This is a genomic window from Escherichia sp. 93.0816 (assembly GCF_013368855.2).
GTDB classification, from domain to species: domain Bacteria; phylum Pseudomonadota; class Gammaproteobacteria; order Enterobacterales; family Enterobacteriaceae; genus Escherichia; species Escherichia ruysiae.
Window position 1 is genome coordinate 240542 of record NZ_JABWNC020000004.1, and the last position, 15064, is coordinate 255605.

The window sequence follows — 15064 nt, forward strand, 5'->3', positions numbered from 1 at the left end:
ATTACTCCAGAATGCAGCGCAAGGCGAGGAGTGTCCCCGTCTCATCTCTCTGGTTTTCAGGGTTACGGTGCGTCACGCACGTGTTTTCAGAAGGCAATTGACAAAGCGGGAAGTTTGCCTGGAAGCGGCAGCGATTGTCAACGATGTGAAAAAGGGAACCATCAGGTTCCCTTTTGCGTTACTGTCGGATGCGACGCTGACGCGTTTTATCCGACCGACTCTACCTATTAATCTTTCAGCTTACGCATTACCAGCGTGGCGTTAGTGCCGCCGAAGCCGAAGCTGTTAGACATAACGGTGGTCAGTTCGCGATCGGTTGTTTCGGTCACGATGTTCAGACCCGCCGCCTGCTCGTCCAGCTCTTCAATGTTGATGCTCGGGGCGATAAAGCCGTGTTCCAGCATCAGCAGAGAGTAGATAGCTTCCTGCACACCCGCCGCGCCCAGTGAGTGACCGGTCATTGCTTTGGTTGCAGAAATTGCCGGGCTCTTGTCGCCAAACACTTCACGGATAGCCGCCAGCTCTTTCACGTCGCCAACCGGAGTTGAAGTACCGTGAGAGTTCAGGTAGTCGATTGGGGTATCAACGCCGTGCATTGCCATCTTCATGCAGCGAACTGCGCCTTCACCAGACGGAGCAACCATATCCGCGCCATCAGACGTTGCACCGTAGCCAACGATTTCAGCGTAGATGTGGGCGCCACGTGCCAGAGCGTGTTCCAGCTCTTCCACCACGACCATACCGCCGCCGCCAGCGATAACGAAACCGTCACGATGAGCGTCATAAGTACGGGAGGCTTTTTCCGGGGTGTCGTTGTATTTGGTAGACAGCGCGCCCATTGCGTCGAATTCGCACGCCATTTCCCAGCACAGCTCTTCGCCGCCGCCAGCAAACACGATATCTTGTTTGCCCAGTTGGATCTGCTCGACTGCGTTACCGATACAGTGTGCGGAAGTCGCACACGCGGAGCTGATGGAGTAGTTAACACCGTGAATTTTAAACGGTGTGGCGAGGCAGGCAGAAACGCCAGATGCCATCGCTTTGGTGACCACATACGGGCCAACCGCTTTCAGGCCGCGCGGGCCGCGCATTGCGTCAGCGCCGAACACCTGGAAACGTGGGGAACCGCCGCCGGAACCTGCAATCAGGCCAACGCGCGGGTTATTCTGGTAAGCTTCCGGAGAGAGGCCAGCATCTGCAATTGCCTGCTCCATAGAAAGGAATGCATAGATGGATGCGTCGCTCATAAAGCGCACAACTTTGCGGTCAATGAGGCCAGTGGTATCCAGTTTTACGTTGCCCCAGACGTGGCTACGCATGCCGGAATCCTTCAGCTCCTGAGAGAAAGTGATCCCTGAGCGTCCTTCACGCAGAGATGCCAGGACTTCCTGCTGGTTATTACCGATGCTGGAAACAATGCCCAGGCCAGTAATCACTGCACGTTTCATTCAATACCTCTGTAAGTCGCACATAGAGTAAGTTTCGAATGCACAATAGCGTACACTTGTACGCCGAACAAGTCCGATCAGACAATTTATAGAGAAATTTGCGCGGCCTGACACACATCGCTAAGATCGAGCCACCGCCTGTAAGACGAGTAACTTACGTGAAACACTACTCAATACAACCTGCCAACCTCGAATTTAATGCTGAGGGTACACCTGTTTCCCGAGATTTTGACGATGTCTATTTTTCCAACGATAACGGGCTGGAAGAGACGCGTTATGTTTTTCTTGGGGGTAACCAATTAGAGGCACGTTTTCCTGCTCATCCAGATCCTCTGTTTGTGGTAGCGGAGAGCGGCTTCGGCACCGGATTAAACTTCCTGACGCTTTGGCAGGCATTTGATCAGTTTCGCCAGGCGCATCCGCAGGCACAATTGCAGCGATTGCATTTCATTAGTTTTGAGAAGTTTCCCCTCACCCGTGCTGATTTAGCGTTAGCGCATCAACACTGGCCGGAACTGGCGCCGTGGGCGGAACAACTCCAGGCGCAGTGGCCTTTACCCTTGCCCGGTTGCCATCGTTTATTGCTCGATGAAGGCCGCGTGACGCTGGATTTATGGTTTGGCGATATTAATGAACTGACCAGCCAACTGGACGATTCGCTAAATCAAAAAGTGGATGCCTGGTTTCTGGACGGTTTTGCGCCCGCGAAGAACCCGGATATGTGGACGCAAAACCTGTTTAACGCCATGGCGCGTCTGGCGCGTCCTGGCGGCACGCTGGCGACCTTCACATCTGCCGGATTTGTCCGTCGCGGTTTGCAGGAAGCCGGATTCACGATGCAAAAACGTAAGGGCTTTGGGCGCAAACGGGAAATGCTTTGTGGGGTGATGGAACAGACATTACCACTCCCCTGCTCCACGCCGTGGTTTAACCGCACGGGCAGCAACAAACGGGAAGTGGCGATTATCGGCGGCGGTATTGCCAGCGCGTTGTTGTCGCTGGCGCTATTGCGTCGCGGCTGGCAGGTAACGCTTTATTGCGCGGATGAAGCCCCCGCGCTGGGTGCTTCCGGCAATCGTCAGGGGGCGCTGTATCCGCTTTTAAGTAAACACGATGAGGCGTTGAATCGCTTTTTCTCTAATGCGTTTACATTTGCTCGTCGGCTTTACGATTTATTGCCCGTTAAATTTGATCATGACTGGTGCGGCGTCACGCAGTTAGGCTGGGATGAGAAAAGCGAGCATAAAATCGCGCAGATGTTGTCGATGGATTTACCCGCAGATCTGGCGATGGAGGTCGATGCAAATGAGATTAAAGGCGTTACAGGTGTTGCGACAAATTGTGGTGGTATTACTTATCCGCAAGGCGGCTGGCTGTGTCCGGCAGAACTTACCCGTAATGTGCTGGAACTGGCGGAACAGCAAGGTTTGCAGATTCGTTATCAGCATCAGTTAAAGGATTTATCCCGTAAAGATGATAAGTGGCAACTGACATTTGCGGATAGTCAGCAAACGATGCATAGCGTGGTGGTACTGGCGAACGGGCATCAAATTAGCCGTTTCAGCCAAACATCGCCTCTGCCGGTGTATTCAGTTGCCGGGCAGGTTAGCCATATTCCGACAACGCCGGAACTGGCGAAGCTTAAGCAGGTGCTGTGTTATGACGGTTATCTCACGCCACAAAATCCGGCGAATCAGCATCATTGTATTGGTGCCAGTTACCATCGCGGTAGTGAGGACACGGCGTACAGTGAAGATGATCAGCTGCAGAATCGCCAGCGGTTGATTGATTGTTTCCCGCAGGCGCAATGGGCGACAGAAGTCGATGTCAGTGAAAAAGAGGCTCGTTGCGGTGTGCGTTGTGCTACCCGCGATCATCTGCCAATGGTGGGAAATGTGCCCGATTATGACGCAACGCTCGCGGAATATGCCTCGCTGGCGGAACAGAAAGATGAAGCGGTAAGCGCGCCGATTTATGACGATCTGTTTATGCTTGCAGCTTTGGGTTCGCGTGGTTTGTGTTCTGCCCCACTGTGTGCCGAAATTCTGGCGGCGCAGATGAGCGACGAACCGATTCCGATGGATGCCAGTACGCTGGCGGCGTTAAACCCGAATCGGTTATGGGTACGGAAATTGTTGAAAGGTAAAACAGTGAAAGCCGGGTAATCAGCTTTGGCATTGTTTGTCGGATGCGGCGTGAACGCCTTATCCGACCTACGGTAACATGCAGGCCTGATAAGACGCGCTAAGCGTCGCATCAGGCATAGTGCACTCAATGTCGGATGCGGCGTGAATGCCTTATCCGACCTACGGTAACATGTAGGCCTGATAAGACGCAGCAAGCGTCGCATCAGGCATGGTGCTCCAGACGCCAACAACTTACTGCTGTGACGCCTGCTGAAACAGGTTTTCCCACATATCGGTCACCAGCGCCTGGTCACGCGGCGACAATTCACCTGCGCCAATGGCTTTTTCCAGACTCTGGCTAACGGTTGTATGCACCGCCTGGGCGGAGTGGTCATCACCACTTTCCAGTTCTGCAATGGCTAATGTCAGGTGGCCACGCAAATACCCACTGGCAAACAACTCATCATCACTGGCATGGTCAACCATACCGTCGATTAATGCCAGAATGCGTGATTCAAACTCCGCGATCATCTTCTTTCCTCATTGTAAAACGTGGCACTGGCTTCAGTTGAGCTCTTCCGGCCACGGGAACTGTTCCGCCGTAAGTTCCGGCGTGTGATAATAATTTTGTAATGCGTTTATGAAGCGTGCCGGACGTTCGGGAATACCGTTTGCCAGATAATCCATTACCTGAGCATGTACCCGCCGTTGAAACACCACGCGATCCGGTTCGAAGTCGCCTTCCAGATTGTCGCAGCTAACATTAAACGGATATCCCGCCGCCACGCAGAACAACCAGTCGAGCGCCTGCGGCTTAACTTCAACATCTTCAAACTGGCTTTGCGTCTGGGCATCGCGTCCGTCCGGGCAATACCAGTAGCCGAAATCAACCAGTTCACGGCGAGCTTTCCCGGCAATACACCAGTGCGAAATTTCGTGGATGGCGCTGGCATAAAAACCATGAGCAAAGACGATTCGGTTATACGGTACTTCCGCATCAGCAGGAAGATAGATCGGTTCGTCGTCGCCTTTAATCAGACGGGTATTAAATTCATCGGCAAAGCAGCCATTAAAAATTTCAATCAACTGCTCGTAGTGGTGTGTACTGTTCATTAGTTCATCCCCAACCAGTGGAGGATCTCCTGTCCGTGGCTATCGTAAAGTAATTTGGCACTCATCACCGCCGAGACGATAACAATCATCGGGCGGATCAGCTTTTGTCCTTTGCTCAACACCAGTCTTGAACCCATGCGCGCGCCGAGGAACTGCCCCACCAGCATCACAAAACCCGTCGCCCAGATCACTTTGCCGCCGAGAATAAACAGCAGCAGGCCGCCGATGTTTGAGGTTGCGTTGAGTAATTTGGCGTGGGCGGTGGCTTTGGCGAGGTTGAATCCGCACAGCGTAACGAAGGCCAGCGCATAAAACGATCCGGCTGCCGGACCAAAGAATCCATCGTAAAAACCGACACAACCACCGGCAATTAACGCAAAAGGTAGGCCGTACATCCGGCGCTGGCGATCTTCTTCTCCCAGTTTTGGCATCAGCAAGAAATAGAGACCGATACAAATCACCAGGATGGGTAAAATCTGCCGTAGCACATCAGCCTGCACGTACTGCACCAGCAATGCGCCGCTCATTGAACCAACAAAGGTCATCGCGATATTGAGCTTCTGATCGCTTAAGCTGACGACTTTGCGGCGAATAAAATAGATAGTGGCGGAAATAGAGCCACCGCAGGCTTGCAGTTTATTGGTTGCCAGCGCGTTAGCCGGAGACATCCCCGCCGCCATCAATGCCGGAATGGTGAGTAACCCACCGCCACCGGCAATCGAGTCAATAAATCCCGCCAGCATGGCGACAAAAAAGAGAACGCCCAGCAACAGCGGGGAGACCATAAACAGGCTATTAAACGTTTCCATTAGATCACGTGCTCATCCAGTAGCGCCTGGCAGGAAGGCGGCAACGGAGGCGGTGTCTTCTTCTCAGGCTTGGTTGTTCCTGGTTTCGGTGGTTCAAACCAGCTTTGCAGTTCTGCCCCGCAGCCATCGCCCGGCGGCGGTAAAGGTTGGTCTTCACACTCCAGGCTATCGGCAGGACAACGTAATCGTACATGCATATGCGCACGATGCTGGAACCAGGGTCGCACTTTACGCAACCAGTCGCGATCGGTGCCCGCATCAAGGCAAAGTTGTTGTTTAATCGCCGGATTAACAAAAATGCGGGTGACGTCTTTGTCCTGCGCAGCGAGTTTGATCAGGCTGAAAATTTCCGGCTTCCACAGCGTCGGGACGACGTGTTTGCCGTCGCGGGAAACTAAGTCCAGTGCCTGCGGGCGCAAGAGCTGCGCGGAGGTCCAGCGTTTTTTCGGCAGTTGCAGGAAGATATCGACATCCAGTCCGGTCTGGTGGCTGGCGTGACCACCGTTGAAGCGCCCACCAGCAGGCATCCCCATATCGCCAATCAGCACCGTACCCATGCCCAGATTGCTCACCTGGCTACTCAGTCGCTGGATAAACATCACCAGATCCGGGTGACCGAAATAGCGACGCTGATCGGTACGCATGACCTGATAATGTTCGGACTGTATCGGCAGCGTGTCAGCGCCGACGATACAGCCATTAGAAAAACTGCCTATCGATTGTGCGCTACCCGGCACAGGTTGGGTTATTTTTTGCCACGGCGTCGCTGCCAGGCTGGCGCTACTGGCAAGCAGAGCCAGCAGCGCAATCGCGGTTTTGTTCATGTTTTACCAGCGTGGAATATCAGTCTTTACATCGGCATTTTGCGCCCGTTGCCGTAACAGGTGATCCATCAAAACGATCGCCAGCATCGCTTCAGCAATCGGCACCGCGCGGATCCCGACACAAGGATCGTGACGGCCTTTGGTGATCATCTCAACTTCTTCGCCAAAGCGGTTGATCGTGCGCCCTGGCACGGTAATGCTGGAGGTCGGTTTCAGCGCCATATGGGCGATGATTTGCTGCCCGCTGCTGATACCACCAAGAATGCCGCCTGCGTGGTTGCTCTGAAAACCTTCTTTAGTGATTTCGTCGCGATTCTGGCTGCCGCGCAGCGCCACCACGTCAAAACCATCGCCAATTTCCACGCCTTTCACCGCGTTGATGCTCATCAGCGCGTGGGCGATGTCGGCATCCAGGCGATCAAAGACCGGTTCGCCAAGTCCGGCGGGGACGCCACTGGCAATAACGGTCACTTTCGCGCCGATAGAATCGCCCTCTTTTTTCAGCGCGCGCATCAGTTCATCTAAGGCGTCGATTTTGTCCGGGTCCGGGCAGAAGAACGGATTTTGCTCGACCTGCGACCAGTCTTTGATTTCCAGCGGAATGTCGCCCATTTGGGTCAGGCAACCGCGAATCTCAATACCAAATTTCTCAGCGAGATATTTTTTGGCAATCGCCCCTGCCGCAACGCGCATGGCGGTTTCACGGGCGGAAGAACGTCCGCCGCCGCGATAATCGCGCAGGCCGTATTTTTGTTCGTAGGTGTAATCGGCATGACCCGGACGGAAAACGTCTTTAATTGCGCTGTAATCCTGGGAACGCTGGTCGGTGTTTTCGATCAACAAGCCAATGCTGGTGCCGGTGGTGACGCCTTCAAAAACGCCGGAGAGAATTTTGACCTGATCCGGTTCACGACGCTGGGTGGTATAGCGCGATGTCCCAGGGCGACGACGGTCGAGGTCATGTTGCAGATCCGCTTCCGTGAGCGGGATGCCTGGCGGAACACCATCGACGATACAGCCGAGCGCCAGCCCGTGCGATTCGCCGAAGGTGGTTACGCGAAAGAGTTGTCCAATTGTGTTTCCAGCCATCACGGCTCCGTTATTGTTGTGTTTGCGTGTTTACTTAATCTTTATAAATTCCAAAATGTTCCCGTGCCGCAATAAGCTGCGCTTTGGTGAGCATAAACACACCATCGCCGCCGTTATCAAACTCCAGCCAGGTGAACGGAACATCCGGATATTGTTCCATAAGATGTACCATGCTGTTGCCCACTTCACAAATCAGCACGCCATCATCAGCAAGGTAATCTGCCGCGTTACCGAGAATGCGGCGCGTCAGTTTCAGGCCGTCGGTGCCAGATGCCAGGCCCAGTTCCGGCTCGTGACGATATTCGTTTGGCAGGTCGGACATATCTTCCGCATCGACATACGGCGGGTTGGTGACGATCAGGTCGTACTGCACTTTCGGCAAGTCACGGAACAGATCGGATCGAATCGGAATGACGTTATGGATCAGGCCGTGTTCTTCGATGTTCTGTTCGGCAACCGCCAGCGCGTCGGGAGAGATATCCACCGCGTCGACTTCCGCTTCCGGGAAGGCATAAGCGCAGGCAATGGCAATGCAGCCGCTGCCAGTGCACATATCCAGAATATGCTGCGGTTGCTTGCTGATGAGTCCGGCAAATTTATTGTTGATCAGTTCACCAATCGGCGAGCGCGGCACCAGCACGCGTTCATCGACGTAAAATTCGTGACCGCAGAACCAGGCTTTGTTAGTCAAATAGGCCACCGGAATGCGTTCGTTGACGCGACGGATCACGCGCTCAACAATACGGTGTTTTTCGCTGGAGGTCAGGCGGGCGTTACGCATATCTTCCGGAATATCCAGCGGCAGATAGAGCGATGGCAATACCAGTTGCACTGCTTCGTCCCACGGGTTGTCTGTGCCGTGACCGTACCAGATATTTGCCGCGCTGAAGCGGCTAACCGACCAGCGCAACATGTCCTGAATGGTTTGCAGCTCATTTACTGCTTCATCGACGAAAATTTTATCCACGTATTCCTCCAGGGCATGGTCGCATTAATTTCGGCGGCTAGTTTGCCATGAAGATGACGATAAATCAGCATTCACGCGGCGATGACACAGGAAAATTATGTTTTGGCCGATCGATTGCGCTGCGAGTCGGGTAAACTGTAGGAAAATTAAAACAGAGATGCATAAATGAAAAAGAAAACAACACTCAGCGAGGAGGATCAGGCACTGTTTCGCCAGCTGATGGCGGGCACTCGCAAGATTAAGCAGGACACTATTGTCCATCGACCACAGCGTAAAAAAATCAGCGAAGTACCCGTTAAGCGGTTGATTCAGGAACAGGCGGATGCTAGCCATTATTTCTCCGATGAGTTTCAACCGTTATTAAATACCGAAGGCCCGGTGAAATATGTCCGCCCGGATGTCAGTCATTTTGAGGCGAAGAAACTGCGCCGTGGTGATTATTCGCCAGAGCTGTTTCTGGATTTGCATGGTCTGACGCAGCTTCAGGCCAAACAAGAGTTAGGCGCGTTGATTGCCGCCTGCCGCCGTGAGCATGTGTTTTGTGCCTGTGTGATGCATGGTCACGGGAAGCATATTTTAAAACAGCAAACACCGCTGTGGCTGGCGCAGCATCCGCATGTAATGGCATTTCACCAGGCACCGAAAGAGTATGGTGGCGACGCGGCGTTGCTGGTGTTGATTGAAGTGGAAGAGTGGCTGCCGCCAGAATTGCCCTGAATGGCAACAACCGGATATGGAATTTGTAGGTCGGATAAGATGCGTCAGCATCGCATCCGACAAGAAATGCCGGATGCGGCGTGAACGCCATATCCGGCATGGGCGCTACAGCATATTTAATATGTACTGGAACCGACACGTGGAGTCTATTGGCTGCCTGCTACTGGTATCGACACGCACTAACATATCGTGCAGTTGCCGATCGGTAATCGAGTGCCTGGTTGGCGCCACCGTCACTTTAGCGTTATCGCATCCTTCAGCAGTAAAGGTAATCAACTGATTTACATAGCGACAATACGCGGCGCGTTCATCCGTTCCACTACCATCGCAGAGCTGACCATCTTTCATCAGGTAGGTCGATAAGTTTTGTTCAATCACGGCCCCGGTTGATTTCAGATTCAATAGCTGGCTGTGGACAACGCGACTAGCACTCCAGGAGATATCATAATTTGTTAATGGTTCACCCGGGCACGTTGTTCTATAGGTTGTCGGCCCCCTGTAGTTTTCCGTTATCATTTGACCACCATCGAATACACGTGTAGAGCTGTTTGCCGTCAACCCCACCATCCACGGACACGTCTCTGCCGAACCATCGACTTCTATGGTCAGTCCTGCTGATGAGCATACCCAGGGTATATCTTTATCAATGTTTTTCACGCCCGGACAAAAAGAATCTGGTACACCACTGTCTACTGTACGGATTGTGATTTTGGGAGCGGGCACGTTTCCTGGACCGGTCCATGACTTATTAGGAAGATCCCCATAAGCGATGCCATACGCTCGATCCTGATAATACTCCCCATGATAAACTCCATTGGTGGTGAGTAAGTCCAGGTAGAAACGAAGCGTTGCATTGGCGCCAACCGTACCAAAATAGATCGTCACGTTATTATAGACTCCCCCCAGTTTCGCCTGAGCTCCCTGGCTAAAGCACAGCACCAGCATGGCGCAGAGCAGTAATCGTATTTTTTTCATCTTATATATACTCAAAAGTTGCCGTCAGGTTGGCGGTAAAATCACCGAGCGTGACATCGCGACCGCTCTTCGCCTGCAACCAGGCTCTGAAATGAATATCATTGCTGCCGTCGCTGAGCATAAATTTCGCTCCGGTCGGGTTGTTAATCGACACCCGCACACCGTCGGTCGTTTCCATCCCAATCCCGACGCCCTGAGCGGCTGAGGTGGTATCCAGCGCAAGGAAACCCGGCTGCTCGCTGTCTTCCGTACCGGTAAGGGTCACCTGCACCTGATAACTCGCCGGCCCCTTACAATCTTTCAACTTAAACACCACCGGAACGCGCGGGGATTCCCCGGCGACCATAAGATCCTGACGGCTGATGGCAGGAAAATGCACTTCTGCCAGATTTCCGCCATCAACTACCAGCGTGCAGGAGCGGCTTAACAAGTTGCCGTAAAAATGCAGGTTGTTGTCCACGGCCAGGGCACGAGTGCCACCGGTCAACAGCAGACCCGTTAACAGCGCGTAACCGAGCGAATAAATGTGTCCTGTCTTCATTGATAATCCACCCGTAATGTTGCCCAGGCTGAAAACGTGGTATCACTCAACACCGCATCTGCCGATTTCACCGGCACCGCCTCCAGCTTCGGCTTTTGAGTAAAATCGGTGGCGTTAATAGTAAGCGGCGTATTCAGCTTAAAACGCTGACCATCGTGTCGAAGCTCAATACCAAAGCCGGGAACATCTGTTTCGATAGCCGCATCATTGTACGAGGTCTGCGTCCCCGTCCAGGTGAGCGTCATATTCCAGTCGGGATCGCGAACTGCGGAGTCACAGCTCAGGTCATAGTTCACTTCCTTGCGGCCATAATCACCGTTGATGCTGTCGATGATGAGATCGCGAAATTCCACTTCGATGGTCTTTCCACCGCTAATGGTACAGGCTGGTGGTGCCACCAGCGTACCGTGGAAGGTGATGTCTTCATTAGCCGCCAGAGCCATGCCGCCATACGCGCAGAGTAAAAAGAACGTGAGTTTTTTCATTGGTAATCCACCACCATCGTCATACTGGCGTTAAATTCCGCTGGTGTAAGCTGCACTCCGCTCTGTTTTACCGGCACCGCTTTGAGATTGGGTAATTGGTTAGTATTGAAATCAGACCAGTTACCTTCACCGACTTTAAACAGGGAGTTATCGGCACCGTTTTCAATGCGAATGCCCAGGCCTGAAATTTGCGTCGCAATGACCGTTTCCCCGTTAATCACGGTGGTGGAGCCTTTAAGCTGCATCCGCAGATCATCAACACCTGCTATTTTGTTACCGCAGTTCAGGGTATAAAGCGCATCCGTCGTGCGGTAATTTGTGCCATTTATTTTGCTAATGTACACATTGCCAAATTCAACATTGCTCCCCTTCACGGAACAGGGCGGTGGCGCATCGACCAGAATGCGCAACGATAATGACACCTTTTTACTTTCCCCTGCGACGGCAATGTTGCCCGTCAGCCAGCCGCTCAGGAGCAAAATGCCCGTTCCCACCAGAAACGTGTATTTCATAAGACTCTCCCGGCATTAACCTTTACGGCTCTGCTCTGCATCCACCTGGCAACTATTGCCGTTGCATTTAAAGATCAGCGAAAGTCGCGCGCCGTAGTCGTTGACGTAAGTCAGCACCGGCACACTGTCCATCTTCACATTCAACGGCGCAGATGTTTTAGGCGGCATCACCAGCGGCGTAAACCCGGCTGCCGGATTACCATTTTTCTGCGTACTGGCGTTGCTGAGGATCACGTAATACGGCGTCGGGTTATTAACAGTGAAGGTCTGACCATTGCGGGTTAAGGTCACCTTGTGCTGCCACGGATCTCTCATGTTGATTTCTGCCAGCGCCTTCGGTCTCCAGAACAGTTTGATACGCGTTTGCAGCGCAATTTGCAGGGTGTTAGGTTTGTTCGATTTTGGCGGAATTTCACGCACGTTAAAGTAGAACATGCTCTCACGATCGGCAGGTAACTTGCTGATATCCGGCATTCCCTGGACTTTTACCTGACCATTCATCATCGCATCAATGCGCTGTACCGGCGGCAGAACCGTCAATGGCGAACTGATTTTGTTGCCCTTTTCGTCTTCTATCCAGCTTTGCGCCAGGTATGGCAGCTTAGGATCGTTATTGCGTAACGTGACGCTGATGGATTTGTCACTTTCGTTGAAGATCAAGCGGGTGCGGTCGGGCGTTACCGATGCGTGGGTTGTAAAACTGGCGGCGGTCACCAGCAGCGCCAGCGCCGGGGCAACTATTTTTGCGGTATTAGTCTGTGTATACATGGATCATTCCTTAATCACGTTATTGGTTAGCGGAGATAGCGACTGGCGGTGTACCCGGAGTGACCTGTTGCGTCTGTTCCTGAATCACCGGTTTGATTTCCACCGGAGTAGCAGGCGTCACTGTGCCTTTTTGCTTACACGGCAGTAACAGGCCGTTGAACAAGTCAGCAGGCAGTGGGTCTGGCAGGGCGATCTCACAGTGGGAAGCCCCATTCCATGAGACGCTCATACGTTCGCCAGCTTTTACCCCAGCCAGATAGACGTTGCCGTCGTCGTCGACCAGACCGACCTGCTGGTCGTGTTCGTTTTTCACTTCTGCACCAAATGGTGGATAACTACCATCACTCATGCGCAAGACAGCCATCGCCTTTTGTCCACTGATGACCGCAAATTTACGGTAGCCAATGGCTCCTTCGGTCAGCGTCGCCTGCACCACTGACTGCGTGGCTTCGGCGTTCTCTGGCAGTTTAGTCAGGTCAATAGTGGCCTGGTTACGGTAGTAGTTATTGACGTCCGCAACGACAGCTTTACCGAACATGTTGGTGTACACCGCTGAACCGTTACCTTCGACCGGTACGTCAGCCACGCCGTCAGCGTCGATAAGCAGGCGCGTACCGCCCATGTTTTGAGTACGATGCAGTGCGCCACCGTGCGCAGTTAGCGTGGCTCCACCTTGCAGCGACAACCCGGCAGAAGTGTATTGCCCTTCATGGTAGTTAGCACTCAGATCCACGTGTGCCATAGAGCCGTCATGGCTGTAATAGCCATCGACGCTGGAGTGATTTTCACTGCTGCCAACGTTTATCTGATAGTGGCTGGCGTCATCAATACGGTTGAAGTATCCCACCTGGCTGCTGTCTGAACCGCTGCCGTAGTTGCCGTTGTAACTCACGGTGCTGTTATCACCCCACGGCATACTTAAGGAGATATAGACGCCTTTGTCGGCGCTGTTGTCATACTCGTAGCGATAACCCGTCAGGGAGATACTCATGTTACGAATACCGCCCATATTGAAATAATGCGAGAGCATGACGTTGTAGTTGGTCTGCTCCTCGCGATCCCAGTAGGTATGGCGCGTATAGTTCAGATAAACAGAAACGCCGGCATCCCTGAAGTTCTGGTTATAGGTGGCGGTGTACATCTCTTTATCGTTGCCGGCGCGGACCATTTCGCTGTCATTCGCGTCCAGATACTCGCTCATGGTCATATAGTTTTCTTCAGAGAAGCGGTATCCGGCGAAGGTGACGCGGCTGTTTAGTTCATCAAAGTCTTTGGAGTAACTGACCCGGAAGGAGTTACCGTCGAGCGTCCCCTTGCCGTAAGCGGTTGAATCGTCAAGTCGGGTATGCGAGTGGGTGATATCAAACGCCATCGCGCCGAAAATAGAGAGATCGCGCCCGATGCCAAGCGCGGCAGACTGGTAGTTTTCATCGCCCAGCGCCCCGCCGTACAGCGACCAGCCGTTGGCTATCCCCCAGGACGCTTCACCACCGGAGAAGAATCCGCCCTGTACATGGTGTCCCCACTCCTGCGGGCGCCCCATCATCACTTTATAGCGCACCTGACCCGGGCGCGTCAGGAACGGCATGGAAGCGGTGCTGATGTCATACTCCTGCACCTGGCCGTTCAGCTCTTCAATGCGCACATGCAGCGTACCAGAGTTAAATTCACCGAGATCCTGAATACGGAATGGCCCGGCAGGCACCTGGGTTTCATAAATTATGCGCCCTGCCTGACTGACGGTGACTTTCGCCGCCGTATGCGCCACGCCGGAAATATCCGGAGCATAGCCGCGCAGGTTCGGCGGCAACATTTGATCGTCGGTGCTGATGCTACCGCCGATGTAGTTAAAACCATCAAAAATATCAGAATCGAGGTAGTCTTCGCCGAGTGCCAGTTTGGCTTTCAGGCTCGGTAACGCACGCCAGGCGTAGTAACGGCTCCAGTCCCAGTTTCTCTCGGTGCTGTTATCCGTCTCTTCATCGTTACTGCGGGTGTGCTGATAATCGCTCTGCCAGTCGGCGCGCAGGCGCCACGGCCCAAGGTTAACGCCAACCGTACCATTGCCGCTGATGTCGTTGCTGTCATCGCCGCCATTTTCTTCGTGTCGTGTTTGGGCGTTAATGCTGTAATCGGCAATGAAACCGGGAATGCCATCATCCCAGCGTGAAGGCGGGTCCCAGTCTACATCGCTGTATTCAAGATAAGCCTGCGGTAAGGTGATGAGCAGTGCGGACTGGCTTAAATCAGCACGTATTTCCAGACCGTCAAGTTGACCTGGTTTGAGGCATTTACCATCGCGATCCCATTGCAATTTTTGTGCAATATCTTCTTTAAAACCAAGCTGCGCCACCAGCTCTGGCGACAGGCAGGCGTAAGTTTTATTTTTATCGTTTTCTGACGCATACCAGTAAATATCATATTCATCAGGTAACGGCTGTTTATTTACCTGAACCTGTAAATTATATTTACCCGGTTCAACATAACCCTGGCTGGAAAAACGCTTCAGATCAATTTTCGTGTCGCCTTTTAATTCCAGAAAACGGGAATCAAACTGAATATCTTCGTCGGCCCAGGCATTGATATGGCATCCAGATATTGCCATAGCAACGCACCAGGGAAGCGCCCGTAAGCGGAAAAGGGAATGGTCAGGCATACACGTATCCATCCATGGTTATTTAAAGACTATC

Annotated in this window: 15 protein-coding genes; 2 read left to right on the forward strand and 13 right to left on the reverse strand. The window is 52.9% G+C overall.

Annotated elements, in window-relative coordinates:
- Positions 1-227 precede the first annotated feature (227 nt).
- On the reverse strand, positions 228-1448 hold the full coding sequence (gene fabB, locus HEM79_RS07355) for a beta-ketoacyl-ACP synthase I (protein ID WP_000817178.1): 1221 nt from the start codon (positions 1446-1448) through the stop codon (positions 228-230).
- 158 nt (positions 1449-1606) lie between these two features.
- Between fabB and mnmC the strand changes: the two genes are divergently transcribed.
- Complete coding sequence (mnmC, locus tag HEM79_RS07360; RefSeq protein ID WP_176242344.1) at positions 1607-3613, forward strand: bifunctional tRNA (5-methylaminomethyl-2-thiouridine)(34)-methyltransferase MnmD/FAD-dependent 5-carboxymethylaminomethyl-2-thiouridine(34) oxidoreductase MnmC; 2007 nt, start codon at positions 1607-1609, stop codon at positions 3611-3613.
- A 213-nt stretch (positions 3614-3826) separates the two neighbouring features.
- On the opposite strand, the gene HEM79_RS07365 is transcribed toward mnmC, so the two are convergent.
- The 6 genes from HEM79_RS07365 to prmB are packed head-to-tail and all read right to left on the reverse strand — an operon-like array spanning position 3827 to position 8376.
- Positions 3827-4105, reverse strand: coding sequence for a YfcL family protein (locus HEM79_RS07365; protein WP_000559764.1), 279 nt, complete (start codon positions 4103-4105; stop codon positions 3827-3829).
- 33 nt (positions 4106-4138) lie between these two features.
- A complete protein-coding gene (gene epmC / locus HEM79_RS07370) occupies positions 4139-4687 on the reverse strand; it encodes an elongation factor P hydroxylase (RefSeq protein WP_001089209.1) in 549 nt (182 codons plus the stop codon).
- Positions 4687-5496, reverse strand: a complete 810-nt coding sequence (locus HEM79_RS07375; protein ID WP_000447361.1) for a sulfite exporter TauE/SafE family protein — start codon at positions 5494-5496, stop codon at positions 4687-4689. Before HEM79_RS07375 ends, epmC begins: the two co-directional genes overlap by 1 nt.
- Positions 5496-6320, reverse strand: a complete 825-nt coding sequence (mepA, locus tag HEM79_RS07380) for a penicillin-insensitive murein endopeptidase (protein WP_001043810.1) — start codon at positions 6318-6320, stop codon at positions 5496-5498. The genes HEM79_RS07375 and mepA overlap by 1 nt, the downstream gene beginning before the upstream one ends.
- A gap of 3 nt (positions 6321-6323) precedes the next feature.
- Positions 6324-7409 (reverse strand): chorismate synthase, encoded by a 1086-nt coding sequence (aroC, locus tag HEM79_RS07385; RefSeq protein WP_010351484.1) that lies wholly within the window; start codon positions 7407-7409, stop codon positions 6324-6326.
- Positions 7410-7443: 34 nt separating this feature from the next.
- The gene (gene prmB / locus HEM79_RS07390) at positions 7444-8376 is read right to left on the reverse strand and encodes a 50S ribosomal protein L3 N(5)-glutamine methyltransferase (RefSeq protein ID WP_010351486.1); all 933 of its coding nucleotides are present in this window, start codon (positions 8374-8376) and stop codon (positions 7444-7446) included.
- 165 nt (positions 8377-8541) lie between these two features.
- Between prmB and smrB the strand changes: the two genes are divergently transcribed.
- Positions 8542-9093, forward strand: coding sequence for an endonuclease SmrB (smrB, locus tag HEM79_RS07395; RefSeq protein ID WP_000730806.1), 552 nt, complete (start codon positions 8542-8544; stop codon positions 9091-9093).
- A 105-nt stretch (positions 9094-9198) separates the two neighbouring features.
- On the opposite strand, the gene HEM79_RS07400 is transcribed toward smrB, so the two are convergent.
- From HEM79_RS07400 to HEM79_RS07425, 6 genes are read right to left on the reverse strand one after another with little or no spacing between them, the layout of a single operon-like run.
- Positions 9199-10068 carry a StfH/YfcO family fimbrial adhesin gene (locus HEM79_RS07400; RefSeq protein ID WP_176242346.1) on the reverse strand — a complete coding sequence of 290 codons (870 nt, stop codon included), beginning with the start codon at positions 10066-10068 and terminating at the stop codon, positions 9199-9201.
- A 1-nt stretch (position 10069) separates the two neighbouring features.
- Positions 10070-10609 carry a fimbrial protein gene (locus tag HEM79_RS07405; RefSeq protein WP_176242348.1) on the reverse strand — a complete coding sequence of 180 codons (540 nt, stop codon included), beginning with the start codon at positions 10607-10609 and terminating at the stop codon, positions 10070-10072.
- Positions 10606-11094, reverse strand: coding sequence for a fimbrial protein (locus HEM79_RS07410; protein ID WP_176242350.1), 489 nt, complete (start codon positions 11092-11094; stop codon positions 10606-10608). Before HEM79_RS07410 ends, HEM79_RS07405 begins: the two co-directional genes overlap by 4 nt.
- Positions 11091-11606 (reverse strand): fimbrial protein, encoded by a 516-nt coding sequence (locus HEM79_RS07415; protein ID WP_176242352.1) that lies wholly within the window; start codon positions 11604-11606, stop codon positions 11091-11093. The genes HEM79_RS07410 and HEM79_RS07415 overlap by 4 nt, the downstream gene beginning before the upstream one ends.
- Before the next feature lie 15 nt (positions 11607-11621).
- Positions 11622-12374 carry a fimbria/pilus periplasmic chaperone gene (locus HEM79_RS07420; protein WP_176242354.1) on the reverse strand — a complete coding sequence of 251 codons (753 nt, stop codon included), beginning with the start codon at positions 12372-12374 and terminating at the stop codon, positions 11622-11624.
- 19 nt (positions 12375-12393) lie between these two features.
- On the reverse strand, positions 12394-15030 hold the full coding sequence (locus tag HEM79_RS07425; RefSeq protein WP_176242356.1) for a fimbrial biogenesis outer membrane usher protein: 2637 nt from the start codon (positions 15028-15030) through the stop codon (positions 12394-12396).
- Positions 15031-15064 lie beyond the last annotated feature (34 nt).

Bases quoted from the DNA above. Each gene is read 5' to 3' on its own strand.
- fabB (WP_000817178.1), bottom strand. From the start codon at position 1,448: ATGAAACGTGCAGTGATTACTGGCCTGGGCATTGTTTCCAGCATCGGT.
- HEM79_RS07365 (WP_000559764.1), bottom strand. From the start codon at position 4,105: ATGATCGCGGAGTTTGAATCACGCATTCTGGCATTAATCGACGGTATG.
- epmC (WP_001089209.1), bottom strand. From the start codon at position 4,687: ATGAACAGTACACACCACTACGAGCAGTTGATTGAAATTTTTAATGGC.
- HEM79_RS07375 (WP_000447361.1), bottom strand. From the start codon at position 5,496: ATGGAAACGTTTAATAGCCTGTTTATGGTCTCCCCGCTGTTGCTGGGC.
- mepA (WP_001043810.1), bottom strand. From the start codon at position 6,320: ATGAACAAAACCGCGATTGCGCTGCTGGCTCTGCTTGCCAGTAGCGCC.
- aroC (WP_010351484.1), bottom strand. From the start codon at position 7,409: ATGGCTGGAAACACAATTGGACAACTCTTTCGCGTAACCACCTTCGGC.
- smrB (WP_000730806.1), top strand. From the start codon at position 8,542: ATGAAAAAGAAAACAACACTCAGCGAGGAGGATCAGGCACTGTTTCGC.
- HEM79_RS07400 (WP_176242346.1), bottom strand. From the start codon at position 10,068: ATGAAAAAAATACGATTACTGCTCTGCGCCATGCTGGTGCTGTGCTTT.
- HEM79_RS07405 (WP_176242348.1), bottom strand. From the start codon at position 10,609: ATGAAGACAGGACACATTTATTCGCTCGGTTACGCGCTGTTAACGGGT.
- HEM79_RS07410 (WP_176242350.1), bottom strand. From the start codon at position 11,094: ATGAAAAAACTCACGTTCTTTTTACTCTGCGCGTATGGCGGCATGGCT.
- HEM79_RS07415 (WP_176242352.1), bottom strand. From the start codon at position 11,606: ATGAAATACACGTTTCTGGTGGGAACGGGCATTTTGCTCCTGAGCGGC.
- HEM79_RS07420 (WP_176242354.1), bottom strand. From the start codon at position 12,374: ATGTATACACAGACTAATACCGCAAAAATAGTTGCCCCGGCGCTGGCG.
- HEM79_RS07425 (WP_176242356.1), bottom strand. From the start codon at position 15,030: ATGCCTGACCATTCCCTTTTCCGCTTACGGGCGCTTCCCTGGTGCGTT.